The sequence below is a fragment of the Streptomyces sp. NPDC037242 genome, from assembly GCF_055604165.1.
Window position 1 is genome coordinate 176181 of record NZ_JBVJUY010000008.1, and the last position, 25002, is coordinate 201182.

General features: G+C 72.0%; 26 protein-coding genes. 9 read left to right on the top strand and 17 right to left on the bottom strand.

All coding sequences use genetic code 11. The features are described 5' to 3' along the window. Positions 1 to 131: 131 nt before the first annotated feature. The gene (locus ACZ7GJ_RS12610; RefSeq protein ID WP_470751253.1) at positions 132 to 1868 is read right to left on the bottom strand and encodes an AMP-dependent synthetase/ligase; all 1737 of its coding nucleotides are present in this window, start codon (positions 1866 to 1868) and stop codon (positions 132 to 134) included. A 131-nt stretch (positions 1869 to 1999) separates the two neighbouring features. On the opposite strand from ACZ7GJ_RS12610, the gene ACZ7GJ_RS12615 reads away from it, so the two are divergent. From ACZ7GJ_RS12615 to ACZ7GJ_RS12625, 3 genes are all read left to right on the top strand, one after another. Next, complete coding sequence (locus ACZ7GJ_RS12615; RefSeq protein ID WP_470751255.1) at positions 2000 to 3007, top strand: AraC family transcriptional regulator; 1008 nt, start codon at positions 2000 to 2002, stop codon at positions 3005 to 3007. 158 nt (positions 3008 to 3165) lie between these two features. Next, positions 3166 to 3999: an ATP nucleotide 3'-pyrophosphokinase gene (locus tag ACZ7GJ_RS12620; protein ID WP_470751256.1), complete on the top strand. Its 834-nt coding sequence runs from the start codon at positions 3166 to 3168 to the stop codon at positions 3997 to 3999. 116 nt (positions 4000 to 4115) lie between these two features. After that, positions 4116 to 5294, top strand: a complete 1179-nt coding sequence (locus ACZ7GJ_RS12625; RefSeq protein WP_470751257.1) for a lipase family protein — start codon at positions 4116 to 4118, stop codon at positions 5292 to 5294. A gap of 29 nt (positions 5295 to 5323) precedes the next feature. Here ACZ7GJ_RS12625 and ACZ7GJ_RS12630 read toward each other — a convergent pair whose 3' ends face one another. Both ACZ7GJ_RS12630 and ACZ7GJ_RS12635 read right to left on the bottom strand, forming a co-directional pair. After that, positions 5324 to 6853 (bottom strand): alpha/beta hydrolase, encoded by a 1530-nt coding sequence (locus ACZ7GJ_RS12630; RefSeq protein ID WP_470751259.1) that lies wholly within the window; start codon positions 6851 to 6853, stop codon positions 5324 to 5326. A 187-nt stretch (positions 6854 to 7040) separates the two neighbouring features. Then, positions 7041 to 8903: an AMP-dependent synthetase/ligase gene (locus ACZ7GJ_RS12635; RefSeq protein ID WP_470751261.1), complete on the bottom strand. Its 1863-nt coding sequence runs from the start codon at positions 8901 to 8903 to the stop codon at positions 7041 to 7043. Between the two features lie 143 nt (positions 8904 to 9046). Between ACZ7GJ_RS12635 and ACZ7GJ_RS12640 the strand changes: the two genes are divergently transcribed. Beyond that, positions 9047 to 10564, top strand: a complete 1518-nt coding sequence (locus ACZ7GJ_RS12640) for a glycosyltransferase family 2 protein (protein ID WP_470751262.1) — start codon at positions 9047 to 9049, stop codon at positions 10562 to 10564. Then, entirely contained in the window at positions 10557 to 11009 is a 453-nt protein-coding gene (locus ACZ7GJ_RS12645) for a hypothetical protein (RefSeq protein WP_470751263.1), read from the top strand. Before ACZ7GJ_RS12640 ends, ACZ7GJ_RS12645 begins: the two co-directional genes overlap by 8 nt. Positions 11010 to 11028: 19 nt before the next feature. On the opposite strand, the gene ACZ7GJ_RS12650 is transcribed toward ACZ7GJ_RS12645, so the two are convergent. The 3 genes from ACZ7GJ_RS12650 to ACZ7GJ_RS12660 all read right to left on the bottom strand — a co-directional run bounded on the left by ACZ7GJ_RS12650 (position 11029) and on the right by ACZ7GJ_RS12660 (position 14226). Next, positions 11029 to 12561, bottom strand: a complete 1533-nt coding sequence (locus tag ACZ7GJ_RS12650) for a serine/threonine-protein kinase (RefSeq protein WP_470751264.1) — start codon at positions 12559 to 12561, stop codon at positions 11029 to 11031. Positions 12562 to 12657: 96 nt separating this feature from the next. Next, a complete protein-coding gene (locus ACZ7GJ_RS12655) occupies positions 12658 to 13452 on the bottom strand; it encodes a helix-turn-helix domain-containing protein (RefSeq protein WP_470751265.1) in 795 nt (264 codons plus the stop codon). 351 nt (positions 13453 to 13803) lie between these two features. Beyond that, on the bottom strand, positions 13804 to 14226 hold the full coding sequence (locus ACZ7GJ_RS12660) for an ATP-binding protein (RefSeq protein WP_470751266.1): 423 nt from the start codon (positions 14224 to 14226) through the stop codon (positions 13804 to 13806). Between the two features lie 154 nt (positions 14227 to 14380). Here ACZ7GJ_RS12660 and ACZ7GJ_RS12665 point away from each other — a divergent pair, with 154 nt between their 5' ends. Together ACZ7GJ_RS12665 and ACZ7GJ_RS12670 are read left to right on the top strand one after the other, a co-directional pair. Then, positions 14381 to 15238, top strand: a complete 858-nt coding sequence (locus ACZ7GJ_RS12665; RefSeq protein ID WP_470751267.1) for a helix-turn-helix domain-containing protein — start codon at positions 14381 to 14383, stop codon at positions 15236 to 15238. Continuing rightward, the gene (locus tag ACZ7GJ_RS12670) at positions 15235 to 15423 is read left to right on the top strand and encodes a DUF397 domain-containing protein (RefSeq protein WP_470751268.1); all 189 of its coding nucleotides are present in this window, start codon (positions 15235 to 15237) and stop codon (positions 15421 to 15423) included. The genes ACZ7GJ_RS12665 and ACZ7GJ_RS12670 overlap by 4 nt, the downstream gene beginning before the upstream one ends. A 57-nt stretch (positions 15424 to 15480) precedes the next feature. Here ACZ7GJ_RS12670 and ACZ7GJ_RS12675 read toward each other — a convergent pair whose 3' ends face one another. From ACZ7GJ_RS12675 to ACZ7GJ_RS12695, 5 genes are all read right to left on the bottom strand, one after another. Further along, positions 15481 to 16833 carry a dicarboxylate/amino acid:cation symporter gene (locus tag ACZ7GJ_RS12675; protein ID WP_470751269.1) on the bottom strand — a complete coding sequence of 451 codons (1353 nt, stop codon included), beginning with the start codon at positions 16831 to 16833 and terminating at the stop codon, positions 15481 to 15483. 387 nt (positions 16834 to 17220) lie between these two features. After that, positions 17221 to 17529: a DUF4229 domain-containing protein gene (locus ACZ7GJ_RS12680; RefSeq protein ID WP_470751271.1), complete on the bottom strand. Its 309-nt coding sequence runs from the start codon at positions 17527 to 17529 to the stop codon at positions 17221 to 17223. Between the two features lie 84 nt (positions 17530 to 17613). Next, the gene (locus tag ACZ7GJ_RS12685; protein WP_470751273.1) at positions 17614 to 18138 is read right to left on the bottom strand and encodes a GNAT family N-acetyltransferase; all 525 of its coding nucleotides are present in this window, start codon (positions 18136 to 18138) and stop codon (positions 17614 to 17616) included. Between the two features lie 107 nt (positions 18139 to 18245). Then, positions 18246 to 19409, bottom strand: a complete 1164-nt coding sequence (gene mqnE / locus ACZ7GJ_RS12690) for an aminofutalosine synthase MqnE (protein ID WP_470751274.1) — start codon at positions 19407 to 19409, stop codon at positions 18246 to 18248. A 57-nt stretch (positions 19410 to 19466) separates the two neighbouring features. Beyond that, positions 19467 to 19922 carry an Lrp/AsnC family transcriptional regulator gene (locus tag ACZ7GJ_RS12695; protein ID WP_470751275.1) on the bottom strand — a complete coding sequence of 152 codons (456 nt, stop codon included), beginning with the start codon at positions 19920 to 19922 and terminating at the stop codon, positions 19467 to 19469. 122 nt (positions 19923 to 20044) lie between these two features. On the opposite strand from ACZ7GJ_RS12695, the gene ACZ7GJ_RS12700 reads away from it, so the two are divergent. Next, positions 20045 to 20179, top strand: a complete 135-nt coding sequence (locus ACZ7GJ_RS12700; RefSeq protein WP_470751358.1) for a hypothetical protein — start codon at positions 20045 to 20047, stop codon at positions 20177 to 20179. Positions 20180 to 20193: 14 nt separating this feature from the next. Here the strand turns inward: ACZ7GJ_RS12700 and ACZ7GJ_RS12705 are convergent, their stop codons facing one another. Further along, positions 20194 to 20865: a UbiX family flavin prenyltransferase gene (locus ACZ7GJ_RS12705; protein WP_365926384.1), complete on the bottom strand. Its 672-nt coding sequence runs from the start codon at positions 20863 to 20865 to the stop codon at positions 20194 to 20196. Positions 20866 to 20962: 97 nt separating this feature from the next. Between ACZ7GJ_RS12705 and ACZ7GJ_RS12710 the strand changes: the two genes are divergently transcribed. Continuing rightward, the gene (locus ACZ7GJ_RS12710) at positions 20963 to 21568 is read left to right on the top strand and encodes a rhomboid family intramembrane serine protease (RefSeq protein ID WP_470751277.1); all 606 of its coding nucleotides are present in this window, start codon (positions 20963 to 20965) and stop codon (positions 21566 to 21568) included. On the opposite strand, the gene ACZ7GJ_RS12715 is transcribed toward ACZ7GJ_RS12710, so the two are convergent. The 5 genes from ACZ7GJ_RS12715 to ACZ7GJ_RS12735 are packed head-to-tail and all read right to left on the bottom strand — an operon-like array spanning position 21561 to position 24931. After that, positions 21561 to 21884 carry a Uma2 family endonuclease gene (locus ACZ7GJ_RS12715; RefSeq protein WP_470751278.1) on the bottom strand — a complete coding sequence of 108 codons (324 nt, stop codon included), beginning with the start codon at positions 21882 to 21884 and terminating at the stop codon, positions 21561 to 21563. The genes ACZ7GJ_RS12710 and ACZ7GJ_RS12715 overlap by 8 nt on opposite strands. Next, complete coding sequence (locus ACZ7GJ_RS12720) at positions 21881 to 22027, bottom strand: hypothetical protein (protein ID WP_470751280.1); 147 nt, start codon at positions 22025 to 22027, stop codon at positions 21881 to 21883. The genes ACZ7GJ_RS12715 and ACZ7GJ_RS12720 overlap by 4 nt, the downstream gene beginning before the upstream one ends. Before the next feature lie 44 nt (positions 22028 to 22071). Then, complete coding sequence (gene mqnP / locus ACZ7GJ_RS12725) at positions 22072 to 22995, bottom strand: menaquinone biosynthesis prenyltransferase MqnP (RefSeq protein WP_470751352.1); 924 nt, start codon at positions 22993 to 22995, stop codon at positions 22072 to 22074. Continuing rightward, positions 22995 to 23477 (bottom strand): hypothetical protein, encoded by a 483-nt coding sequence (locus ACZ7GJ_RS12730; protein WP_470751282.1) that lies wholly within the window; start codon positions 23475 to 23477, stop codon positions 22995 to 22997. Before ACZ7GJ_RS12730 ends, mqnP begins: the two co-directional genes overlap by 1 nt. Next, positions 23474 to 24931 (bottom strand): menaquinone biosynthesis decarboxylase, encoded by a 1458-nt coding sequence (locus ACZ7GJ_RS12735; RefSeq protein ID WP_470751284.1) that lies wholly within the window; start codon positions 24929 to 24931, stop codon positions 23474 to 23476. Before ACZ7GJ_RS12735 ends, ACZ7GJ_RS12730 begins: the two co-directional genes overlap by 4 nt. Between the last annotated feature and the right edge of the window lie 71 nt (positions 24932 to 25002).

Genomic DNA, 25002 nt, shown 5'->3' on the forward strand with positions numbered 1-25002 from the left:
GGCGGACCGACACGGAGAGACGATGGGACTGACGGGAAACCCCCAAACCCGTCAACGCCACCGCCCGACAGCAGTCCCGCAAAACCCCACCCCCGACCCGCCCCTCACCTCCACCCCCGACCCCCGACCCCCTACCCCCCGTACAACCCCCCGATCTCCGCCGCGTACCGCTTCGCCACCGCCCTGCGGCGGAGTTTCAGGGTGGGGGTCAGGGTGCCCGCCTCGATCGTGAAGTCCTCCTGGAGGATCGTGAAGGCGCGGATGCGGGCCGGGCGCGAGACCGTGGCGTTGGCCGTGGTGACCGCCTCCTCGATCAGGGCGCGGACCGCCGGGTGGGTCGGGGCCTCGGCCGGGGTGAGGGTGAGGCCCTCGCGGGTGGCCCAGGCGGCTATCTCCTCCGCGTCCAGGGTGATCAGGGCCACCGGGTGGGGGCGGTTGTCGCCGATCATGACCGCCCGGGACACGTAACGGGAGCGCTGGATCGCGAACTCGACCTCGGTGGGGGTGATGTTCTTGCCGGCCGAGGTGATGATCAGCTCCTTCTTGCGGCCCGTGATGCGCAGGTAGCCGTCGGCGTCCAGTTCGCCCAGGTCCCCCGTGCGGAGCCAGCCCTCGGGGTCCAGCGTCTGCGCCGTCGCCTCCTCGTTGCCGTGGTAGCCCGGGAAGATCATCGGCCCCCGGGCCAGGATCTCCCCGTCCTGCGCGATGCGGACCTCGCAGTCCGCGATCGGGCGCCCCACCGTGCCGTAGCGGACCCCGGCCGGGTGGTTGAGGCTGATGACGCCGCCCGACTCCGTCATCCCGTACCCCTCGTAGACCGGGATCCCGCACGCCCTCATGAAGTCGAGCGTCGCCGGGGCGATCGGGGCGCCGCCGGTCAGCGCCCATTTCAGGCGGCCCCCGAACGCCGCCCGTACGAGGGAGTACAGCGACTCCTCCGCCGCCTCGTGCGCCTCGCGGTCGGCGGCCGGCAGGCGGCCCTCCGCCGCCAGGACCCCCAGGCGCACCGCCTCCTCGAAGCGTTCCCGCCCGCCCTCCCGGGACTCGGCAAGCGACAGCACCACCGAGTGGAGCTTCTCGAACAGCCTCGGCACGGACGGCAGATGCGTGGGCCGGACGACCGCCAGCTCCGTGATGACGTCCTCGATCCGCCCCCCGAAGTAGCAGAGCTCCCCGCCCTCCAGCAGCGTGGTGAACTGGATCAGCTGCGCCAGCAGGTGGGCCAGGGGCAGATAGAGGTACGTGGAGTCCCCCGGGCCTCCCGCTATCAGCGGGAGCGTGGCGTCCTGGATCGCGCCCAGGTTGCCGTGCGTGAGGCGGCACCCCTTGGGCAGGCCCGTCGTACCGGAGGTGTAGACGATCGAGGCGTCGTCGGAGGCGCTCACCGAGCGGGCCCGGGCGAGGAGTTCGGCCTCGGGAGCAGGTAGCAGGCCCGGGTCTCCCAGCCCGTCCATCCCCACCACCTCCCGCAGCTTCGGCAGTTGCCCGCGCAGCGCCTCCACCCGTGCCGCCTGCGCCGCGTCGTCGCAGACGACCACCGCCGCCTCGGAGTCCGACAGCACCCAGGCCAGTTCCTCGTCCCCCGCCGTCGGGTAGACCGGCACCAGGACCGCGCCCGCCGCCATCACGCCGAAGTGGGTCCAGGTCCACGCCGGGCGGGTCTCCGCCAGCACCGCGACCCGCTCCCCCGCGGCGACGCCGAGGCCGAGCAGCGCCCGCCCGACCTCCCGTACCCGGGCGCGCAGTTCCCCGTACGTGAGGGTGCTCCAGCCCTCGCCCTCCCGGAAGCGCAGGGCCGTCTCCCCGCCGTACCGCTCGCCCGTCCACTCCGTGAACACCGCCAGTGTCTGCGGTCGCAACGCGTCCATCGGCTTCGCCTCCCCTGGGGTCCTACGGGTCGTCGTCCCCACTGACGCTAGGCACCCCAATACGCCATCCGGCATGACCGGAAGCGTCACCCCCGCTGACCCCAGCGCTCATTGCGGCTACCGTCGGAGCCATGGGGAGGCGGACGATCACCGTGCACCACGTGCGCGCCGTGCTCGCGGGTGCGAGCGGCGGCGGCATCGACACCGTGCCGCTGCTCCAGGAGGCGCAGATACCGCCGCTGCTGCTCGGCGACGACCGGGCACGGATCACGCCCGCGCAGTTCGCCCGCCTGTTCCGGGCGCTGTACCGGACCACCCAGGACGAGTTCCTGGGGCTGTCGTCCGTCCCGAGCCGGCCCGGGACCTTCGCGATGATGTGTTACGCCGCACTCGGCTGCCGCGACCTCGGCGCGGCCACGCAGCGCGCTGCCGCGTTCTACGGGCTCTTCCCCGGCGGGCCCGAGCTCTCGCTCGAAGTGTCGGGCGACCGGGCGCGGTTCACCGTACGCAACGACTTCGCGCGCGACGAGGAGCGCTTCCTGGCCGAGTGCGTGGTGGCGATCTGGCACCGGCTGAGCAGCTGGCTGGTCGGGCGGCGCATCCCGCTCGCGTACGCGGCCTTCGCCTATCCCCCGCCGCCGCACAAGGACGAGTACGAGGTCCTGTTCGACTGCCCGGTCCGCTTCGGGGAGGACCTGACGGGCGCCGCCTTCGACGCGCACTGGCTGACCGCGCCGCTCGTACGGGACGAGCCCGCGCTCGACGCGATGCTGCGCCGGGCCCCCTTCGACCTGCTGTCGCGGCCGGAGTACGGGACCACCGTGGCGGAGCAGGTACGCCGGACCCTGACGCGGGGGCTGCGCAGCTCGCCGCGACTGCCCGAGCTGGGGGAGGTCGCCGCGCGCCTGGCGGTGTCCCCGGCGACGCTGCGGCGCCGGCTCCGGCAGGAGGGCACGTCCTTCCAGGAGCTCAAGGACCACGTCCGGCGGGACGCGGCGATCGCGGGCCTGGCGGAGAGCGGTGAGCCGATCGCGGAGCTGGCCGCCCGCCTCGGCTTCTCGGAGGACACGGCCTTCCACCGCGCCTTCCGCCGCTGGACGGGCACGACCCCGGGCGCGTACCGCATCGACCACCGCTGACGGAACAGCTCGGTCACGCGCTTCCGCCGCGCGATTCCGCCGCCGGACGGCGCCATCACGCCAATGTCCGGCATCCGGTGCTGTTTCGCGGTACTTCCGCGCCTTTCCTCCCGTTGTCCCCGGCGACGATCACCGCCGAGAAGGGACACCGCCCCCGCATGACCACGGACCGCATGAGCACGCACCACCTGGGCCGGGCGACCGTACTGGCCGCCGCCCTCGCCCTGGCCACGGCCACGACCGGGCTCACCGCGTACGCCGCCGGCCCCTCCGACCCCTCCGACCCGACGGGCAAGCGCACCACCGCCCTGCGCGGCGGCAGCAGTGCGGCGGCGCGCTGCGAGGACGATCCGGACGCCTGGAAGGGCGACGGCCTGTGCCTGAACGGCGCGGACAACCGCAAGGTCGACGCGTACATCGCCCGCGCCCGCGCGGCGGAGCCGTCGATCAGCAGCGACGTCCGGACTGCCGCCGACCTCAGCCGGGCCGAGCTGGTCGGCTTCGACCACCGCCTGAAGTCCCCCGACTCCCTCAAGCGGAAGGTCGCCACGGACCTCAAGGAGCACCCCGAGCGCAACACCGACGACGTCCTGGCACGCCTGAGTGACGCGGTGCGCTACACCCTCCAATGGCCCGACGGCGATTACGTCACCGGTGTCACCATCGCCTCGGAGGTGCTGTCCGCCTGGGGCAACGACACCTCGAAGTGGTCCAACACCTGGGGCCGCGAGAAGGGCTACAAGGGCCTCAACACGGGCTGGCGCGCGCTCGGTTCGCAGCAGCTGTTCGAGGTGCAGTTCCACACCCCGGCGAGCAAGTACGCGCAGGAGGAGACGCACAAGCTGTACGAGGAGCAGCGGCTGCCCTCGACCAGCCCCGCGCGCAAGAAGGAGCTCCAGGACCAGCAGGACGCGATCTTCGCCGCGGTCCCCGTACCGGACGGCGCTCCCGCCCTCGCCGCTCCCGCCCGTCCTCTGGCGCCGGCCGCCTGACACCCACCGCGCAACCCCCGGCCAGGAAAGGTGAGCTGCGCGGTCAACGACCTTCCTACCGGTCGGTCACTACTTTCTCCTCACCATCCCCGCACGGACCCTTGGGAGAGCCGCCCATGCGTTTCCGAAGCACCGCCCTCGCCGCCGTGACCGCCCTGGCCCTCTCGGCCTGGATCCCCGCCGCCACCGCCCACGCCACCGACGCCGCGGACGCAGCCGACACCACCGGCGCCGCCGCCCGCCCCGGCGACATCGTCAGCAGCGCCCCGTCCGCCTTCCACCCGCTGCCCGGCCAGCCCACCAACACCAAGGCATGGAAGATCCACTACCGCTCGACCACCGCCGACGGCGCCCCCAACGTCGTCTCCGGCACCGTCGTCGTCCCGCAGGACGGCCGCACCGGCCCGCGCCCGCTCATCACGTACGCCGTCGGCACCGTCGGCATGGGCGATTCCTGCGCGCCGAGCAACAACCTCCCGTACGGCACCGCCATGGAGGCCAACCTCATCCAGCAGCTCACCCTGCGCGGCTGGGCCGTCGTCGTCACCGACTACGAGGGCCTCGGCACCCCGGGCGTGCACACCTACACCGTCGGCCCCTCCGCCGGCCACGCCGTGCTCGACGCGGCCCGCGCCGCGACCCGCCTCCCGGAGGCCGGGCTCTCCGCGAACACCCCGGTCGGCATCATGGGCTACTCCCAGGGCGGCCAGGCCAGCAGCTGGGCGGCCGAGCTGCAGGGCTCGTACGCACCGGAGTTGCAGGTCAAGGGCACCGCGACGGGCGGCGTCCCGGCCGACCTGCTGGAGGTGGCCGCCTTCAACAACGGCTCCTACGGCTCCGGCCTCATCTTCATGGCGGCCGCCGGGCAGGACGCGGCCTTCCCCGAGCTGAAGCTCGACTCCTACCTCAACCCGGCCGGCAAGGTCCTGGTCGAGGGCATGAAGGACAACTGCGTCGCCATCGACGCCGTCGCCGGCTCCTTCAAGCGGATCTCCGACCTGACGACGCGCGATCCGCTCGCCCAGCCGGACTGGCGGGCCCGCCTGAACCAGAGCAGGCTCGGGCGCACCGCCCCGGCCGCGCCGGTGTTCCAGTACCACGCGCTCGGCGACGAGCTCATCCCGTACTCCGTCGGCCGCCAGTTGCGCTCCGACTGGTGCGCGAAGGGCGCGAACATCGAGTTCGACACCATCTGGATCGGTGAGCACGTCAGCGGCGTGATCACCCAGTCCCTGGCGGCCGGGAACTGGCTCGCGGACCGCTTCGCCGGCCGCTCGGCGCGCCCCAACTGCTAGGTCGTGTCGTCAAAGTCCCGCCGGTGCGTTCACTCCCCGGCGGGGCAGGACCGCGTCCCGCCCGGCAGCCGTCCGTCGATCAGGAAGTGGTCCACGTAGCCGCGCACGCACGCCGAGGACGCGTACCCGGTGTGGCCGTCGCCCTTGTAGTCCAGGACCACCGCCGAGCCGAGCCGGCCGGCCGTCTCCTCCGTCCACTCGTACGGGGTCGCCGGGTCCCCCCGGGTGCCGACGAGCAGCATCCGCGGGGCGCCGGCCGGGTGGTCGATCTTCCGGATGAAGTCGGTGCCGGCGGGGCGCCCGTAGCAGGACAGCACCGTCATCAGCTGCCCCGGTCCGAAGATCGGGGACGCCGCCAGGAACTGCGGCTCCAGGGCCTCGATCTCCCGCTGGACGGCCGCCGGGGTGGCCTTGTCGTTGCCGCGGTCCGGGTCGTCGGCGCAGTTCACCGCCACCAGCGCTGCATCGGCGTTGTCCGCGGGCACCTTGCTGGGCTCCTCGCCGTCGCCCGGCTCCGGCGGCTCCGAGGGGCCGCCGAGCTCCAGCAGTCCCGCCGGGTCGCGGTGCCGCTCGACCATCTCCAGCGCCTGGGCGAGGTGGGGCCACATGCGCTTGGAGTACAGCGCGTTCCCGATGGTCGCGGCCACGTCCTGCCCGGTGAAGTACGAGCCGTCCTCGCCGGTCAGGGGGTCCTGGTCGAGCCGCTCCACGAGGGCCTTGACCTTCTCCTTGGCGCTGCGGGTGTTGGTGCCGTAGACGCACTCCTTGCGGTGGGTGCACCAGGCGAGGAAGTTGTCCAGCGCCCTCTGCTGGCCGCGCGCGGAGACGAGCGCCTGCTCGGCCAGCGGTTCGGTGAGGGTGTCGACGCCGTCGAGGACCATGCGGCCGGTAGTGCGCGGGAACAGCGCCGCGTAGACCGCGCCGAGCCGGGTGCCGTAGGAGAAGCCCAGGTAGTTCAGCTTCTTGTCGCCGAGGGCCCGGCGCATGACGTCCATGTCGCGGGCGACGTTCACGGTGCCTATGTACGGGAGGACCGGGCCCGAGGCCAGCTCGCAGCGCTTGACGACCGCGCGCAGGGCGGCGAGCTGCGAGGCCGCGTCGTCGGCGACCTCCTCGTCCGCCGCCTGGGATCCGCCGCAGCTGACGGGCTCGCTGAGGCCGACCCCGCGGGGGTCGAAGGCGATCAGGTCGTAGCGCTTGTTCAGCTCCGCGAAGGCGCCCGGATCGGCTGCGAGGGAGGCGATCCCGGGTCCGCCGGGCCCGCCGAAGTTCAGCAGCAGCGAGCCGAGGCGCCTGCCGCCGCCGGTGGCCGGGAGCCGGGCCAGGGCCACCTTGGCGGTGCCCTTCGCCGGGGCGGCGTGGTCGAGCGGCACGGTGACGGTGGCGCACCGCATCCCGGCGGGGACGGGCTGCTCGGCGCACTCACCCCACCGGATGCGCTGGCCTCCGGCGGTGGCGGGCGGCGGGGACGGGCCCGGGCCCGGCGTCGCGCCGAGCGCGGCGGTGACGAGCACACAGGCCGCGGCGGCGGTGGCCGACCGGGTACGGGAACGGTGCACTGCACCCTCCTCGGGTGACCCCCCGAAGCAGTCAGCCCACCATATGCGGACTCCCCGCCCCCCGCCCGCCGGCGGCCCGGGCCTCCGGGAAGGCCGGCCTCCCCGGCCCCCGGGGTCGCCCCACCGGCGCCTTCGAGGCGTACCCGGGCGTCAGAACCACGGGCGGGGGTACTGCCGGGCCCGGGGCTCACCGGTCCCGGCGGTACAGCTCCTCGATCTCCCGCTCGTAGTCGCGGGCGATGGCGCCGCGCTTGAGCTTCAGGGACGGGGTCAGGTGGCCCCGCGCCTCGGTGAAGTCCCCCGGCAGGACGACGAAGCGCCGGATCGACTCCGCGCGCGACACCAGCCGGTTCGCCTCGTCCACCGCCCGCTGGAGGTCGGCCCGCAGTTCCTCGTCCCGGACCAGCTCGGCGACGGGCACGTCCCGCTTCTTGTGCATCTGGCGCCAGTGCGCGAGGCCCTCCGGCTCCAGGGTGACCAGCGCGGTGATGTACGGACGGTTGTCGCCGACCACCATGCACTGGCCGACCAGGGGATGCGCCCGCAGCCAGTCCTCCAGCGGGGCGGGGGCGACGTTCTTGCCCCCGGAGGTGATGATCAGGTCCTTCTTGCGGCCGGTGATGGTGAGGTAGCCGTCGGCGTCGAGCTCGCCGATGTCCCCGGTCGCCAGCCAGCCCGTGCCGCCGCCGCTCTGCGCGGGGCTGTTCCAGTAGCCGGCGAAGACGTGCGCCCCGCGCAGCAGCACCTCCCCGTCGTCGGCGATGCGTACGGCGGTCCCCGGCAGCGGCCAGCCGACGGTGCCGAGCCGGGGCCTCAGCGGCGGGGTGACGGTCGAGGCGGCCGTCGTCTCCGTGAGGCCGTAGCCCTCGAAGACGTCGATGCCCGCGCCCGTGTAGAAGGCGGCGAGGCGTCGGCCCAGGGGGGATCCGCCGCTCAGTACGTAGCGCACGCGGCCGCCGAGCGCGGCCCGGATCCGCCGGTAGACGAGCGGGTCGTACACCGCCCGCGCCGCCCGCAGGCTCAGCCCGGGGCGCTTGCCCTCGACCACCTCGCCGTAGCTCTGCGCGATCCGGGACGCCCGGTCGAAGGAGGCGGCCCGGCCCATCTTCTCGGCCGTCGCCCGGGCGGTGTTGTAGACCTTCTCCAGCACGTACGGGATGGCCAGCAGGAACGTCGGCCGGAAGCCCGCCAGGTCCGCGAGCAGGTCCTGCGTACTGATGCTCGGCGCGTGCCCGAGCTTGACGCGGGCCCGCAGGCAGCCGACGGCGACCATCCGCCCGAACACGTGCGACAGCGGCAGGAACAGCAGCGTCGAGGCCTCGTCCTTGGTCGCCGCCCTGAAGACGGGGTGGAGCAGTTCCACCGCGTTGTCCACCTCGGCGAAGAAGTTGGCGTGGGTCAGCACGCACCCCTTGGGCTGCCCGGTGGTCCCGGAGGTGTAGACGAGCGTGGCGACGGAGTCCGGCGTACGGGCGGCCCTGCGCGCGTGCACGAGGGCGTCCGGCACCCGCTCCCCGGCCTTGACCAGCCGGTCCACCGCTCCGGTGTCGAACTCCCAGAGGTGGGTCAGCCAGGGCAGGTTGGCGCGCTCGGCGCTGATGATCCGGGCCTGGGCGGTGTCCTCGACGGCGCAGGCGACCGCGCCCGAGTCGTGGATGATCCAGCGGGCCTGGAGCGCCGAGGAGGTGGGGTAGATCGGTACGGTGACCAGCCCGGCGGCCCAGGCGGCGAAGTCCAGCAGGGTCCACTCGTAGGTGGTCCGCGCCATGATGGCCAGCCGGTCGCCCTCCCGCAGCCCCTCGGCGATCAGCCCCTTGGCGACGGCGAGGACCTCGGCCGCGAACTCGGCGGCGGTCACGTCCCGCCAGCTCCCGTCGCGCTGCTTGCGGGCGAGCACGGCTTCGCCGGGTGCCTCGCGGGCGTTGTGGAAGGGGATGTCGCCGAGCGACCCGCTCGCGGGCGCCGCGGCGAGCGCGGGCACGGCGACCTCCCGCACCACGCCGTCGACCACGGTCCGGACGGGCTCCACGAGCTTGGGCTCGGCATCCACGGCGTTCGCTCCTCGGGTCGAAGGGGTTACCGCCGGTAATTTACGTATGGGTAACCGCCCTGAACACCCCTCCGGAGACCCTTCACACCGAATCTCCCCCGGGCCTGCGGATGCTGCGCCATAGTGATGGCCGAGGGGGGCGCATGGACATTTCCTTCGTGATCACGCTCGTCGCCGCCGCACTGCTCATCCAACTCCTGCTGCCGCACGTCAGGTTCGTCAAGGCGGACGAGGAGTACGACCTTCCGGACCCGCCCCCGGACCCGCCGGGCGGCCCGGTCCCGGTGAGGTTCTCCCTGCTCGTTCCGCTGCGGTACGAACCGGACGTCGACGAAACGCTCCACTACCTGCTCCGTTCCCCCCGACGGGATTTCGAGATCCTGCTGCTCGTGGCCATGGACGACCCGAGCACCGAATTGGTCTGCAAATCGCTGGCCGGGGCGTACCCCGATCGGGTGCGCGTCGTGGAGAACCTGCCCGGTACGACCTGGAACATGGCCGCCGCCCTCAACACCGCGATCCCCCACTGCAACGGCGACGTCGTGGGCGTCATCGAGGGCGGGGACCCGGTGCGCGCGAGCCTCCTGGACCGGGTCGACGGCGCCTACCGGGCATCCGGCGCCGACATCGTCAGGGTCGCCATGGACGTCCCGGACGGCCCCACCCCGCACCTGTACTGGCTGATGGACGGCATGGTGTGCGTCCGGGGCAGCCGGCCGGTCCGCGTGACCAAGCGTTTCCACCTCACGCCGAGCGCCGCGTACTTCGTCCGGACCGACCTGCTGCGGATCTCCGGCGGCTGGGACGGGGACAGCCGCGCCGAGGAACTGGAGCTACTGCTGCGGCTGCGCAGCTTCGGTGTCAGCGAGGCGATGCTGTACGGCGAGCCGGTCCGCCACGACGCACTGCGACCTGCGGACCGTTGGCCGTCGATGGCCGGCTGGATGTCACTGAGACAGCAGCGCGCCCGCTGGTACATGAGCCTCCTCCTGATCCGGCGCACCCGCGAATGGCGCCGCTTCCCGACCTTCGGGCAACGGCTGAGCGCACTCGACGCCCTGGTCCTGCCCGTCCTCCAGGCCGTGTTCGCGGTTCCCGCGCTCATGGTGTCCGTCCTGCTCCCTCTCGCCTGGCCGGACCAGTCCCCGTACCGGTTCGCCCTGCCGCTGTGGGTGTTCTACGTGTCCGTCGTGACGACCACGTGGGGCGTGACCTGGCTTCGCAACCAGAGCGGGGGCAAGCGGTCGCGGCTGACGACCGCGGCGGAGTCACTCGACGCGCGCTCCTTCGTGTTCAAGATCCGGGTGATCGCCGGCTGGGGGGTGGACCTCGGCATCCGCCTGGCCGCGGTCCAGGAGGCCCTGCGGGCGTACCTGCGCAGCGACACCAAGGTGCTGACCGACCACTTCGACCGCAGCCGGCGCGAGCCGCCCAAGCGCGCGGCCAGGGCGGCGCCGGACCGGGCCGGGCCCGAGCCGGATCCCCCGGCCCACGCCGACCTGCTGGCCGTCGCCGAATCACCCGACACCCCGGCCGCCGTGGAAACCATGGCCACCGGCCTCGACGCACTGTTCCGCGCACTCGGCCCGCCGCCCGAGTCGCTCCGGCTCGCCGAGGCGGGCCCCACGCCCCAGGGAGACGGAGGCACCAGCGATGGCTGAGGAGATCGGCACCGAGCCGGCCCACCGGCCCAGCGCGCTCGACATCGCCGCGCAGTGGGCGCAGCTGCCGGCCGAGCACCTGGCCGTCGCGCTGGCCGCGCTCGATCCGCAGCTGGCGCGGGAGCACGAGCTGCGCATGCTGGCGGAGCGCGCCCGCGAGCGGGCGGAGCTGGAGCGCCTCCAGAGCGAGCGCGTCGAACAGCAGCGGGCCCACCGCAGGCACGTCCTGGGCATTTCCGCCGCGCTGACGGTCGCACTGGCCACGCTCGGCGCGTCCCTGTACTTCGGCACGCACGACCACCCGGTGCTCGCCGTCACCTTGTTCGGGCCGACCCTGCTCGCCCTGGTGAAGATCTTCGCGCTGCACCGCAGCGACGCCGACGACATGAAGCACGTGGCGGCCGCGACGAAGGCGGCGGGCAACCAACTGCCCCCGCCGCCCTAGCCGGCGCCTTCGACGCCGGCTAGCGGCTGGGCATCAGCCTGCCCAGTACGATCCCGCCGAGCAGCCAGACGAGGAAGCCGCAGCCGACCGCGATCCAGATCGCGGCCCTGGTGGTGGCGAGCAGCAGCCACCCGGTGAGGACTCCGCCGACCAGGGCCGCGTTGCCCGCGATGAAGGCGGCCTCCTCGGCGCGGGACCCTCCGGCGATCCACTCCCGCGCGAGGGCGGCGCAGAACATGAGGCTCGGCACCGCGACCAGGCCGATGGGGACGGCGGCCCACCACGGGAGGGCCTCGGTGAGGATCAGGGTCGTCCCCATCCCCACGCCGACGACGATCGAGAACACTCCCGCGAAGTTCGACAGCTCGTTCGAAGCGGGCGGATTCTTCGCCTCGGCGGCCTCGAAGGCGAAGAACAGCAGGGCGGCGACGACGCCCGTCAAGACGGCCCAGCCGGGGGCGATGAGCGTGAAGGCAGCCAGCTCCCCGCCGAACGCGGCCCCGACGGCCAGCGAGCCCGTCCAGAGCGCACCCCGCGCGGGGGTCAGCACCGGTGCACTGCCGACCGGCGCCGGCTGCACGACCGGGTCGGGGCGGGGCTCCGGCCGGTGCTCCGGGATGGGCTCCGGGCGGGGCTCCGGACGGGGCTCCGGAACCGGCGCGGTCAGGGTCGCGGGCACCGGTCCGGCGGGCTGAACGGGCCGTACCGGCCGACCCGTTCGGACGGTCGGCGGCGACTCCAGTACCCGCTCGATGTCGCGGAGCCGGTCGGCGACCTCGGCCGCGCCGGTGGGCCGCCGGGAGGCCTCCTTGCTCAGCAGCTGCTGGACCAGCAGGTCGAGGTCGACGGGCACCTCGGGCCTGCGGTCCCGCACGGGCGCCGGCTTCTTGTTGGCGTGCTGGGCGAGGATCTCCCAGCCCGTACCGGTGAACGGCGGTGCCCCGGTGAGCAGTTCGTAGAGCAGGCAGCCCAGCCCGTACAGGTCGCTGCGCGCGTCGATCGCCTCGCCGCGCGCCTGCTCGGGGGACATGTACGCGGGCGTTCCGGTGACCGAGCCGGTCGTGGTCAGGCCCTGGAAACCACTCTGCCGGGCGATCCCGAAGTCGCAGATCTTGATGCGGCCCGCCCGGGTGAGCAGGACGTTGCCGGGTTTGATGTCGCGGTGGATGACGCCCGCGCCGTGGGCGGCCGCCAGCCCCTCGCAGATCTGGACGGCCCACCGCACGACGTCCTCGACGGTGGCCGTGCCGCGGGCGGTGCCGAGCGACGCGCCGTCGACCAGTTCCATGACCAGGTAGACGACCGTCCGGTTGTCGATGACGGTCTCGCCGACGTCGTGTACGGACACCACGTGCGGGTCCGACAGCGCCGCGGCCGCCCGCGCCTCGGCGCGCAGCCGCTGGGCGAGTTTGTCGTCCCCGGGCTGGGCGATGAGCTTGACCGCCACGTCCCTGGCCAGTGCCAGGTCGCGGCCGCGCCAGACCTCGCCCATGCCGCCCGCGCCGATGCGCCCACCGAGCCGGTAGCGGCCAGCCAGCGTCGTACCGTCCATCCATGCACCCCCACACAGCGCACTCGCCCGCCGGCGCGGGTGCGCGACCGGCATCCAGTGCACTGTAGGACGCTACCGCCGCGAGCGTGACAACTCCTAGGCGGCAGCCGCCCGTTCCGGCGGACAGTCGCGGCAGCGGCCTCCCGGCTGCGGGGCTCGGAAGGCCCGTTCGCAGCCGTCGCAGGTCTGGAAGGGGTCCGGCCGCGCGATCCGCTCGCGGGGCGGGGGCGGGGGCGGCGGCGCGGGCAGGTGGGGCGGGAGCCAGTCCGCGAGACGGCGGGCGAGCAGGGCCGCGGGGTGCCGGAGGTCCGCGGGGAGCCCGCCGGCCAGGAGGTGGCGTACGGCCTCGGGCTCGGCCCCGCGGTCCAGCCACTGGGAGAGCGCGGGCGCGAGCCGCTCCACGTCCCGGGCGGCCAGCAGCAGACGCGGGTCTTCACAGCGCAGCCGGGCGAGCAGGTCCCGCGCGTCCTGCCGGACGGGCGGCGGCGGACCGGCCTCGGCCGCGGGGGGCGGGGGTGCGGGGGCGGGGGCGGGCTTCGCCGCCACCACCGGCACCGGTACGGGCGCCCGACCCGTCGGCGGCGGCGGGGTGGGCGGCTGCGGTGGCACGGGAGGCTCGGGCGGCTCCGGGGGCACGGCGCCCGGCTGGTTGTAGGACACCGTGCGGGTGATGAACTGCCCGTTGGGGAGCTTGACGCGGCTGCGCTCCAGGTACCCGTGCGCCTCCAACTCCCGCAGGGCGGCGGCGACGCGCACCTCCCCCTCGGGGAACCGGCCGGCGAGCACCTTGATGCCGACGGGGGCACCGTCCGGCAGCGACTGGACGTAGACCGCGATCCCGATCGCCACCAGCGACAGCGAGCGGTGCTGGGCGAGGTGGTTGCCGACCACCGTGTAGCGACTGGGCTGCGGGGCGTTGACATGAACGACACCGGATCGGGCGGTCCCGCCGCGAAGACAGGACGAGGCGGACGGGGCCGCGCTAAAGTGCTCAAGAGCCATTGGGAAGGTGAGGCTTCCTGTGTGGTCAGGCCCTCGTCCGGGATGCCAGTCCCGCCGGGGGCCGTCTCATGTCTGGGGTTGTCGGGGCGAGCATATGCCAGCCAACCCGCCTCAAATCCAGCCGAGTTGGCACAGTTCACCCCTGCGGGTGACGGGGGGCCGGAGGGGTTGGGTTGGGTTGGTTTTACCCGGTTCTTTAAAGAGGTTGGGCCGGGCCGCACCGGGTCCGGGCCCCCCGCGTCACGGTCCGCCAGAAGCCCCGGGCACGTCCAACTCCGCCCACACCGTCTTGCACGGCGGCAGCCCCCGTTCCACGCCCCAGCGGTCGGCGAGCGCGTCCACCAGCACCAGCCCCCGCCCGGCCTCCGCCCTCGCGTCCGCGTCCCGGATACCCGGGACCCGGTCACCGCGCGTGTCCACGACCTCGATCCGCAGCATGCCGTCGGTGAGGGCGAGCCCCATCCGGAAGCCCCGCCCGGGCACCCGGCCGTGGGTCACGGCGTTGGCGGCCAGCTCGGCCACGATGAGCGCGGGCTTTTCGGACGCCAGCCCCCACGAGTCGAGCTTCTCGACGGCGAGCCGACGGGCCTGGCGGGCTCCGAGCGGCGTGGCGGCCAGTCGGGCCGTGAACTGACCCGCGGAGTCAGGAATTTGCGTATTCACGTCACTGAGCGTGGCGGTGGCTGCCTACCGTGAGAAGCGGCAACGCCCCCGCGTCCGGCCTTTGTCCGGAGCCTGTCCGGTGCTGTCCCGGCTGTCCCGACCAGGCCCCGGGAACAGGGCGTTGAGGAATTCGGTGCGGCGGAGGTGGGCGTGCATGGGCGTGGACAGTGACGGCACGGAAGACGCGGGCTGGGACGTCGATCCCGAGGACGAGCAGGGAGTCGCGGTACTGGCCGCGCTGGGCCGCCAGCTCAAGGCGTGGCGGGAGCAGGCGGGCCTGCGGTGTGCCGAGTTCGGCACGGCGATCGGGTACGGGGAGGACCTCGTCCGCAAGGTCGAGGCGGGCAAGCGGATCCCCCGCCCCGAGTACCTGGACAGGGCGGACGACGCCCTACAGGCGGGCGGCAAGATCGCCGCGATGAAGGCGGACATGGAACAGGTCCGCTACCCGAAGAAGGTGCGGGCGCTGGCGAACATGGAGGGTCGGGCAGTCGAGCTGTCCGCCTACGGCAACCACAACATCCACGGCCTGTTGCAGACGGACGACTACGCCCGGGCCCTGTTCGAGATGTGGCAGCCGCCCCACACGAAGGAGGAGGTCGAGCGCGGCGTGGCCGGCCGAATGGCCCGACGGTCGATCTTCGATCGGTCTCCGGCGCCCACGCTCAGCTTCGTCCAGGAAGAGGTGACCCTTCGACGGCGCATCGGGGGGACAATGGTGATGCGCGGGCAACTCGAACGCCTGCTGGAGGTGGCCCGGTTGCGGCACGTGACGATCCAGATCATGCCGACCGACCGCGAAGAGCACGCCGGGATGGGTGGGTTGATCCAGGTGCTGAAGTTCGCGGACGGATCGGCAGTGGGGCGCTCAGAAGGCGCCTTCAACGGTCGCCCGGTCTCCGACCCGAGGCAGCTCAGGGTCCTTGAACAATGTCATGCCATGATCCGGTCCCAGGCTCTCACGCCACGGGAGTCAGTTGCATTCATCGAGCAAGTGCTGGGAGAGACATGATCCGCAAGCCCGAGCTGGAGTGGTTCAAGAGCAGCTACAGCGACAGCGGTGACATCAACGACTGCGTCGAGGTGGCCAACACTCCCGCCACCGTCCACGTCCGCGACTCCAAGGACCTCGGCCGGCCCCACCTCAGCTTCGCGCCCCGCGCCTGGGCCGGATTCGTCGCGCACACGGCCGTATGACACACCGCAGCCCCCGCCCGGACGGGGGCGGGGGCTGCGGCGGGTGTGGAGCGGGGGTCAGACGGAGACCGGGACCTTCGCCTGCTCCGGGGTGACGGCCGGGGCCGCGGCCTCGGCCGACTCGTCCAGCGGGGAGGACGAGGCGGCGGCGTAGGCCTCCTTGTCCAGGATCCCCTCGCGGGCCGCGACGACGACCGGGACCAGCGCCTGGCCCGCGACGTTCGTCGCGGTACGCATCATGTCCAGGATCGGGTCGATCGCCATCAGCAGGCCGACGCCCTCCAGGGGCAGGCCCAGGGTGGAGAGGGTCAGGGTCAGCATGACCGTCGCGCCGGTCAGACCGGCGGTCGCGGCCGAGCCGACCACGGAGACGAAGGCGATGAGCAGGTAGTCCGTGAGGCCCAGCTGCACGTCGAAGATCTGCGCGATGAAGATCGCGGCGAGCGCCGGGTAGATCGCGGCGCAGCCGTCCATCTTGGTCGTCGCGCCGAACGGGACGGCGAAGGAGGCGTACTCCTTCGGAACGCCCAGGCGCTCGGTGACCTTCTGGGTGACCGGCATGGTGCCGACCGAGGAGCGGGAGACGAAGGCCAGCTGGATGGCCGGCCAGGCGCCCTTGAAGAACTGGATCGGGTTGACCTTGGCGACCGTGGCGAGCAGCAGCGGGTAGACGCCGAACATCACGAGCGCGGAGCCGATGTACACGTCCGCGGTGAAGGTCGCGTACTTGCCGATCAGGTCCCAGCCGTACGAGGCGATGGCGGTGCCGATGAGGCCGACGGTGCCGAGCGGGGCCAGGCGGATGACCCACCACAGGGCCTTCTGGAGCAGCTCCAGCACGGACTCGGCCAGGTTCAGCACCGGCTGCGCCTTGGCGCCGAGCTGGAGGGCGGCGATGCCGGCGACGGCGGCGAGGAAGACGATCTGCAGGACGTTCAGCTCGGTGAAGGGCGTGATGATGTCCTTCGGCACGATGCCGGTCAGGAAGTCCAGCCAGGACCCGGTGCGCTTGGGCAGCTTGCCGTCCTGCGGGGTGAGGCCGGTGCCGGAGCCGGGGTTGGTGAGCAGGCCGATCGCGAGGCCGATGCCGACCGCGATGAGCGACGTGATCATGAACCAGAGCAGGGTGCGCGAGGCGAGGCGCGCGGCGTTGTTCACCTTGCGCAGGTTGGTGATCGACACCAGGATCGCGAAGAAGACGAGCGGGGCGACGGCCAGCTTCAGCAGCTGGACGAAGATGTCGCCGATCTGCTCCAGCGTGGTCCCCAGCCAGCTGACGTCCTGGCTGCGCGACACCCAGCCGAGCAGGACGCCGAGTACGAGGCCGGTGACTATCTGGGCCCAGAAGGGGAATTTGAACGAGGCCTTGGCCTTGACGGCAGGGGCCTGCGGTGACGCGGACACGGACACTCTCCGAGGTGTTCTGCGGTGGGGTGATGGTGCGGTGCGGCAGCACCCGGAGAGAGCCGGGCGGGCGGGACCGCTGCTGTATCGATTCAGCTCGACGAACAGCAACAGGCCGCGGACACGCGGCGGCAGAGGTCGACGTGCAGGCGCGCCACGAGCGGGACGCTCGGGGTCATCGTGTGCGCGGAGGGCGCAGCGGCTGCGGTCAACATGTTGAACACGCTAACACTCCACCTTTGAGAACCCCAAAGGGAGCCTTTGAGTCGAGGCCGCGCGAAGGCCGCCCGAAGGTGCCCGAGAACGCGGAAAGCCCCAGCGCTACGGGCGGTGATCCCGTCGCTGGGGCGGTTCTGCGTGTGAGGAAACCAACTGCGCGCGGCAGGGCCCGCGCTACGCCGCGCGCGACGCGTCGTCGACCGCGTCCTCCTGGCTGCGGTTCGCGGCGAGCTTCTCCTTCGCGCCCGCGACGCGGCCGGAGATGGCCACGGACATCTCGTCGCGCTGCTTGCGCAGCAGGATGAACGAGAGCGGCGCGGAGAGGACGAGGGCGAGCAGCACGACCCAGGCGGGGTTGGCGTCGCCCAGCCCGGCGGGCACCCAGCCCACGCGCACCAGCGCGGCTACGGCGACGAGGCATCCGACGAAGATGCCCAGGCGCATCGCGGTGTAGCGGATCGTCGCGCTCGGCTTGAGGGACACGGTGACCCCTTCTCTCTCGTCGTCCTACGTCGGTACGTTCCCGTCCAGTGAAGCACGCCGGGCCCCCGCTCCGGCCCGCCGGGGTCAGTGCAGCGGCAGGAGCATCGTGATGTCGTCGCGGTCGTCGCCGGGGGCCACGCGGATGGCTTCGGGGACGCGGCCGACCTCCTTGTAGCCGCAGGCCGCGTAGAAGTGCTCCAGGCCCAGCCCGCCGCGGCAGCTGAGGCGGACGGCCTCGATGCCGCCGATCGTGCGGGCGGCGTCGGCGACGGCGGCCATCAGCTCGCGGCCCGCGCCCTGGCCCTGGAGGGCGGGGCTGACCATGACGGTGTAGACCCAGACCCAGTGCGTCTGGAGGCGGTGCGTGTTGAGCGCGATGAAGGCGGTGCCCAGGACCCGCCCCTCCGCGTCGCGCCCGACGACCAGGCGGTGGCGGCCCTCGGCCATCGCGGCGAGGTGCTTGACCAGTTCGGGGCGGATGTCGTCCGCGGTGACGGGCGGTACGAAACCGACGGCGCCGCCGGCGTTGGACACCTCGGCCCAGAGCTCGGTGATCCCGTCGCGAAGGGCGGGGTCGACGACCGGGTCGAGGGTAAAGGTAAGGGTCATTCCCGAATCCTAGTCATTACCAAGACTCCCGGGCAACGGAAAAGCCCCGGTCCTCGCAGGGACCGGGGCTCGACCGGGGCTCACCGCACCGAACAGCAGCCGAAACCTCAGACGCGCATCGCCTGCGGCGTCTCGCGCAGCCCCGCGTCCGGTCCCGGGTACTCGCGGATGATCTCGTAGCGCGTGTTGCGCTCGACCGGGCGGAAGCCGGCCTCCCGGATCAGCTGCAGCAGGTCCTCGCGGCCCAGCTTGTTCGGGGTGCCGTAGTTGTCCGCGTCGTGCGTGATCTTGTACTCGACGACCGAACCGTCCATGTCGTCCGCGCCGTGCTGGAGCGCGAGCTGGGCGGTCTGCACGCCGTGCATCACCCAGAAGACCTTGACGTGCGGCACGTTGTCGAAGAGCAGCCGCGAGACCGCGAAGGTCTTCAGCGCCTCGGCGCCCGTCGCCATCGTCGTCCGCGCCTGGAGCTTGTTGCGGATCTTGCCGTCCTTCATGTCCACGAAGTCGTGCTGGTACCGCAGCGGGATGAAGACCTGGAAGCCGCCGGTCTCGTCCTGGAGCTCGCGCAGCCGCAGCACGTGGTCCACGCGGTGGCGCGGCTCCTCGATGTGCCCGTACAGCATCGTCGAGGGGGTCTTGAGACCCTTCTCGTGCGCGAGCCGGTGGATGCGCGACCAGTCCTCCCAGTGGGTGCGGTGGTCGACGATGTGCTGGCGGACCTCCCAGTCGAAGATCTCCGCGCCGCCGCCGGTGAGCGACTCCAGGCCCGCCTCGATCAGCTCGTCGAGGATCTCGGAGGCCGAGAGCCCGGAGATCGTCTCGAAGTGGTGGATCTCGGTCGCCGTGAACGCCTTCAGCGAGACGTTCGGCAGGACCTCCTTGAGCGCGGAGAGCGAGCGCGGGTAGTAGCGCCACGGCAGGCTCGGGTGCAGGCCGTTGACGATGTGCAGCTCGGTGAGGTTCTCGTTCTCCATGGCCTGGGCCAGGCGCACGGCCTCCTCGATGCGCATCGTGTACGCGTCCTTCTCGCCCGGCTTGCGCTGGAACGAGCAGTACGCGCACGACGCGGTGCACACGTTCGTCATGTTGAGGTGGCGGTTGACGTTGAAGTGCACGACGTCGCCGTTCTTGCGCGTGCGCACCTCGTGGGCGAGGCCACCGAGCCAGGCCAGGTCGTCCGACTCGTAGAGGGCGATACCGTCCTCACGCGTCAGCCGCTCGCCGGAGCGGACCTTCTCCTCCAGCTCGCGCTTGAGCCCAGCATCCATGCCGGTCTTCTCCTCTGTGCCGTCCTGCCCTGCCTGCAACCGCCACCAACCGTACTCTCAGCGCTCCTCGGGCAGAGCCCCGACCCGGTTCTCCCACTTCGTGGAGAGCACGATGGTGGTGCGCGTGCGGGAGACGCCCTTGGTGCCGGAGAGCTTGCGGATGATCTTCTCCAGGCCGTCCACGTCGCTGGCCCGCACCTTCAGCATGTAGGAGTCGTCGCCGGCGATGAACCAGCAGTCCTCGATCTCGGCGAGGTCGCGCAGCCGCCGGGCCACGTCCTCGTGGTCGGCGGCGTCCGAGAGGGAGATGCCGATGAGCGCCGTGACGCCGAGGCCGAGCTCGGCCGCGGCCACCGTCGCGCGGTAGCCGGTGATCACACCGGCGGTCTCCAGCCGGTTGATCCGGTCGGTGACGCTGGGGCCGGAGAGGCCCACGAGCCGGCCCAGCTCCGCGTACGAGGCACGTCCGTTTTCCCTGAGTGCCTGGATGAGCTGCCTATCCACCGCGTCCATATACCTGGAGCCTTCCATTATTCGGCGATCCCGCAAGTTTACGTATAGAATCAAAGGCGCACAGGGTCAACACCCTGTGAATCTTTCAACAGATCAATGACGATCTTCAGGAGTGGTTCACCGTGTACACGATCGAGATGGCCTACGCGCACATGCGACAGCTCCAGGAGCTGGCCAACCGATCCCGTGCCCACCAGCCCGCCGCCGCGCACCGCGTCGACAAGACCCGCAAGCCGCGCACCGCGAAGCAGCGCTAGTCGCGCTCGCTGCCCTAGTCACGGGGGCGGGAGCCTCCCAGCTCCCCCTCCCAACGGCGGTACAGCCGGTGCGGCACCCCTGCCGCGTCCAGCACCCGCCCCGCGACGAAATCCACCAGATCCTGGATGTGCGTCGCGCCCGCGTAGAACGCCGGAGAGGCGGGCAGCACGACCGCGCCCGCCTCGTCCAGCGCCACCAGATGCTTCAGCGTCTGCCCGTTCAGCGGGGTCTCCCGCACCGCGACCACCAGCCGGCGCCGCTCCTTGAGCGTCACGCTCGCGACGCGCTGGAGCAGGTCCTTCGACAGCCCGAGCGCCACCCCGGCCACGCAGGCCGTCGACGCCGGCACGATCAGCATCCCCTTGACGGGGTACGAGCCCGAGCTCGGCCCGGCGGCCAGGTCCCCGGCGCCCCAGTGGCGGACGTCCCCCAGCTCCGGCCGCGCGAAAGTCGCGGGCTTGCCGTCGGCCCCGCGCTCCAGCCACTCGCCGAGGTCCTCCCGCCAGTGCGCGTCCCGGAAGGCGATCCCGGTCTCGTCCAGCAGGGTCAGCCGCGAGGCCCGGCTCACCACCAGGTCCACACTCTCGCCCGCCGCCAGCAGGCCGCGGAGCACCGCCGCCGCGTACGGCGTCCCGGACGCCCCGGAAACCCCGACCACCCACGGGGTGCGCTTGCGCTCAGTCATACCTCCGAGACTATCCGGCCACAGGGCGCGGGCACTCGGTAAGGTGACCGGACGTTCCAGGGGGTGGGACGGTCAGCGCCGGGAGCACGGGGACACCATGAGCACGACGGACCAGAACTGGACACGGACCGACCGCGCCAAGGCGGCGGCCGGGCTGATGCTGGGCTGGGTCGCCCTGCTGTGGGTGATCGAGGCCGTCGACTACGCCACGGGCCACGCGCTGGACTCGTACGGGATCGCCGCGCGCGAGGCGGACGGCCTCACCGGGATACCCCTGGCGCCGTTCCTGCACCTCGGCTTCGACCACGTCGCGGCCAACGGCACGCCGCTGCTGGTCCTCGGGTTCATCGCCGCGCTCAGCGGCATCCGCCGCTTCCTGGCCGTCTGCGCGGTGATCATCGCCGTGGACGGGCTCGGCGTCTGGCTGCTCTCCCCGTCGAACAGCATCACCATCGGCGCCTCGGGCCTGGTCTTCGGGCTGTTCGGCTACCTGGTGGTCCGCGGCTTCGTCGACCGCAGGGTCCTGGGCGTGGCCGTGGGCGTCGTGATCGCCGCCGTCTGGGGCGGCACGGTCTTCCTCGGCATCCTGCCGACCGACTCCGGCATCAGCTGGCAGGCCCACCTCTTCGGGCTCGCGGCGGGCGTGGCCGTTGCCTTCCGCTTCCGCCGCGCGGCCCCGGCGCCCGCCCCGGCACTCAGCTGACGACCGAGGGATCCACGGGCAGCTCGGCGGTATCGACCACCAGCTTCCCGAGACCGCTCTCCACGACGACCGTCTGGCCGTACGGGATCACGTCGCGGCCCCGGTAGCCCTCCGACCCGGGGTTCCACAGGGTCGTGCACTGCGCCTTGTACGGGTCGAAGATCAGGTTGTGCGGGATGCGGCGCCGGGCGCAGGCCCGGTCCTTGACCTCGTAGTCGTTGCGCACGCTGCTCGGGGACACGACCTCGATGGCGAACTCCACGAGGTCGGGCGGATAGGCACTGAGGTTCTTGTCGGCCTCTGCCGCGGGGATCACCGCAGCCGGATGGTCCTGGCGTGGTGCGGCTTCAGCGGACTCGTCACGAGGGCGCCCTCGACGATCTCCGTCCGGTAACCGGGGAACATGTCCTCGAACCGGCTGAGCTGCGAGTGCGGGCGGTCGCCCTCCGAGACGGTCACGTCGGCCTCCCTGTCGATGCGCTCGATGGTGGGCCGGACGGTAGCTAGACCGTCAGACCCCGCACCAGCAGATCCAGCAGGGCGCACACGAAGAGGGCAATGCCGATGAAGCCGTTGACCGTGAAGAAGGCGCGGTTCAGGCGGGACAGGTCGTTCGGCTTGACGATGGTGTGCTCGTAGAGGAAGGCGCCGACGACGATGGCCAGGCCCGCCCAGAACAGCGGCCCGGCGTCGGTGGCGGCGCCGTACCAGGCCAGCAGGCCGGTGGTCACGACGTGGGCCCCGCGGGCGCCCCACAGGGCGGCCGGGATGCCGAAGCGGGCGGGGACGGACTTGACGCCCTCCGCGCGGTCCGCGGCGACGTCCTGGCAGCCGAAGATCAGGTCGAAGCCGCCGATCCACACGCCCACCGCGAGGCCGAGGATCACCGCGTCCCAGGACCACTCGCCGGTGACGGCGAGCCAGGCCCCGACCGGGCCCATGGCCTGGGCCAGGCCCAGGATGGCGTGCGGGAAGTTCGTGAACCGCTTGCCGTACGGGTACACCACCATCGGCACCACGGCGAGCGGCGCGAGCATCAGGCACAGCGGGTTGAGCAGCGCGGCCGCGCCCAGGAAGACCACGAGCGCGACCCCGGCCCCGGTCCACGCGGACCGCACCGAGACCGCGCCGGTCACGAGCTCGCGCCCGGCGGTGCGGGGGTTGCGGGAGTCAATCTCGCGGTCGATGATCCGGTTGGCGGCCATCGCGAAGGTCCGCAGCCCCACCATGCAGACGGTGACGAGCAGCAGGGTGCCCCAGTGCACGGTCCCGTCGAGCCGGAACATGGCGGTGAGGGCGGCGATGTAGGCGAAGGGCAGCGCGAAGACCGAGTGCTCGATCATCACGAGCCGCAGGAAGGCCTTGACCTTGTTGCCGGTGGCCTGCGGCGCGGGGCCGGGTCCGACGACTTCATCGGCGGTGGTCATCATGCGAGGGCTCTCCGGAACTCTTCGAGGTCGGCCAACAGGGTGGCGGTGGGCACCGTAGCCGTCTCCAGGGAGACCGTGGGCGCGCCCTCGGGCTCGGGCGGGGTGGCGTGCACCGTGAACACGTACCCCTCGCCCACGCGGGCAGAACTGCTCGGGCGGGCGTCCAGCTGGAGGACGGCACCCGCCTCGATGGTGAACGGCTCGCCGGTGCCGAGCGCGGCCTGCAGCCGCTCCGCGAAGTCATAGACCTCGGCATCGCGTACGCCGGGCAGCTCGAAGCCGCCGTCGGCTTCGTAGTCGTCGTCCAGCACCAGGGCCCACACGTTGCCGGGGCCCGCGAACTCCTCGGCCGAGACACCCGCCTGCTCGGCTGCTTCCCGCACGTGCGGGTCCGCCGGGTCGAGCTGCGGGCGCACGAGCAGCATGAACGTCGTGTCCTCGCCGATGAACAGCGCCGGTCCACCGAATTCGGAGCTCACAGCCCGTACTCCTTCCAGCGGCGGTCCACGAGCGCGGCGGTCGCCGGGTCGGACTCGACCATGTCGGGCCAGCCGCCGTCGCGGGTGTAGCCCTCCTCGGGGAGCTTCTTCGTCGCGTCGATGCCCGCCTTGCCGCCCCAGAACTGCTGGTACGAGGCGTGGTCCAGGTGGTCGACCGGGCCCTCGACCACCGTGAGGTCGCGGGAGTAGTCGGTGTTGCCGAGCGCCCGCCAGGACACCTCGTGCAGGTCGTGGACGTCGCAGTCGGAGTCCACCACGATGATCAGCTTGGTCAGCGACATCATGTGCGCGCCCCAGATGGCGTGCATGACCTTCTGCGCGTGCTTCGGGTACTTCTTGTCGATCGAGACGATCGCGCAGTTGTGGAAGCCGCCCGACTCCGGCAGGTGGTAGTCCACGATGTCCGGCACGATGATCTTGAGGAGCGGCAGGAAGAAGCGTTCCGTCGCACGCCCCAGCGGCCCGTCCTCCGTCGGCGGCCGGCCCACGACGATCGACTGGATCAGCGGGCGCTTCCGCATCGTCACGCAGTCGATCTTCAGTGCCGGGAACGGCTCCTGCGGCGTGTAGAAGCCGGTGTGGTCGCCGAAGGGCCCCTCCGGGAGCGTCTCCCCCGGCTCCAGCCAGCCCTCGATGACGACCTCGGCGTTGGCCGGGACCTGGAGCGGGACCGTCTTGCAGTCGACCATCTCGATCCGCTTGCCCGCGACGAAGCCGGCGAAGAGGTACTCGTCGATGTCACCGGGCAGCGGCGCGGTGGACGCGTACGTCACGGCCGGCGGGCAGCCGAAGGCGATGGCTACGGGCAGCCGCTCGCCGCGCTTGGCGGCGACCGCGTAGTGGTTGCGGCTGTCCTTGTGGATCTGCCAGTGCATGCCGATGGTGCGCTTGTCGTGGCGCTGGAGGCGGTACAGACCGAGGTTGCGCACGCCCGTCTCCGGGTGCTTGGTGTGCGTCAGGCCGAGGTTGAAGAAGGATCCGCCGTCCTTGGGCCAGGTGAAGAGGGCCGGCAGCTGGTCCAGGTCCACGTCGTCGCCGGTGAGGACGACCTCCTGGACGGGCGCGGCGTCGCCCTTCACCTTCTTCGGCGGCACGTGCACCATCGAGCCGAGCTTGCCGAAGGCCTCGCGGACGCCGATGAAGCCCTGCGGCAGCTCCGGCTTGAGCAGGCCGCCGATCTTCTCGCTGATCTCGGCGTACGACTTCAGGCCCAGCGCCTTCAGCAGGCGGCGGTCGGTGCCGAAGACGTTCATGGCCAGCGGCATCGCCGAGCCCTTGACGTTCTCGAAGAGCAGCGCGGGGCCGCCCGCCTTGTTCACTCTGTCGACGATCTCCCCGACCTCCAGGTACGGGTCCACCTCGGCCTTGATGCGCTTGAGGTCGCCCTCCCGTTCGAGGGCCCGGAGCAGCGAGCGGAGATCGTCGTAAGCCATGCGGGCAATTGTGGCATCCCCGCTCCCGGGCCGGACCGCTGCGGGGGTCCGAGCCGCTGCGCCGGACGGAT

Excerpts from the sequence above, each read along its gene's own strand:
- ACZ7GJ_RS12610 (WP_470751253.1), bottom strand. The coding sequence starts at position 1,868 with ATGGACGCGTTGCGACCGCAGACACTGGCGGTGTTCACGGAGTGGACG.
- ACZ7GJ_RS12615 (WP_470751255.1), top strand. The coding sequence starts at position 2,000 with ATGGGGAGGCGGACGATCACCGTGCACCACGTGCGCGCCGTGCTCGCG.
- ACZ7GJ_RS12620 (WP_470751256.1), top strand. The coding sequence starts at position 3,166 with ATGACCACGGACCGCATGAGCACGCACCACCTGGGCCGGGCGACCGTA.
- ACZ7GJ_RS12625 (WP_470751257.1), top strand. The coding sequence starts at position 4,116 with ATGCGTTTCCGAAGCACCGCCCTCGCCGCCGTGACCGCCCTGGCCCTC.
- ACZ7GJ_RS12640 (WP_470751262.1), top strand. The coding sequence starts at position 9,047 with ATGGACATTTCCTTCGTGATCACGCTCGTCGCCGCCGCACTGCTCATC.
- ACZ7GJ_RS12645 (WP_470751263.1), top strand. The coding sequence starts at position 10,557 with ATGGCTGAGGAGATCGGCACCGAGCCGGCCCACCGGCCCAGCGCGCTC.
- ACZ7GJ_RS12650 (WP_470751264.1), bottom strand. The coding sequence starts at position 12,561 with ATGGACGGTACGACGCTGGCTGGCCGCTACCGGCTCGGTGGGCGCATC.
- ACZ7GJ_RS12665 (WP_470751267.1), top strand. The coding sequence starts at position 14,381 with ATGGGCGTGGACAGTGACGGCACGGAAGACGCGGGCTGGGACGTCGAT.
- ACZ7GJ_RS12670 (WP_470751268.1), top strand. The coding sequence starts at position 15,235 with ATGATCCGCAAGCCCGAGCTGGAGTGGTTCAAGAGCAGCTACAGCGAC.
- ACZ7GJ_RS12685 (WP_470751273.1), bottom strand. The coding sequence starts at position 18,138 with ATGACCCTTACCTTTACCCTCGACCCGGTCGTCGACCCCGCCCTTCGC.
- mqnE (WP_470751274.1), bottom strand. The coding sequence starts at position 19,409 with ATGGATGCTGGGCTCAAGCGCGAGCTGGAGGAGAAGGTCCGCTCCGGC.
- ACZ7GJ_RS12695 (WP_470751275.1), bottom strand. The coding sequence starts at position 19,922 with ATGGACGCGGTGGATAGGCAGCTCATCCAGGCACTCAGGGAAAACGGA.
- ACZ7GJ_RS12705 (WP_365926384.1), bottom strand. The coding sequence starts at position 20,865 with ATGACTGAGCGCAAGCGCACCCCGTGGGTGGTCGGGGTTTCCGGGGCG.
- ACZ7GJ_RS12710 (WP_470751277.1), top strand. The coding sequence starts at position 20,963 with ATGAGCACGACGGACCAGAACTGGACACGGACCGACCGCGCCAAGGCG.
- mqnP (WP_470751352.1), bottom strand. The coding sequence starts at position 22,995 with ATGACCACCGCCGATGAAGTCGTCGGACCCGGCCCCGCGCCGCAGGCC.
- ACZ7GJ_RS12735 (WP_470751284.1), bottom strand. The coding sequence starts at position 24,931 with ATGGCTTACGACGATCTCCGCTCGCTGCTCCGGGCCCTCGAACGGGAG.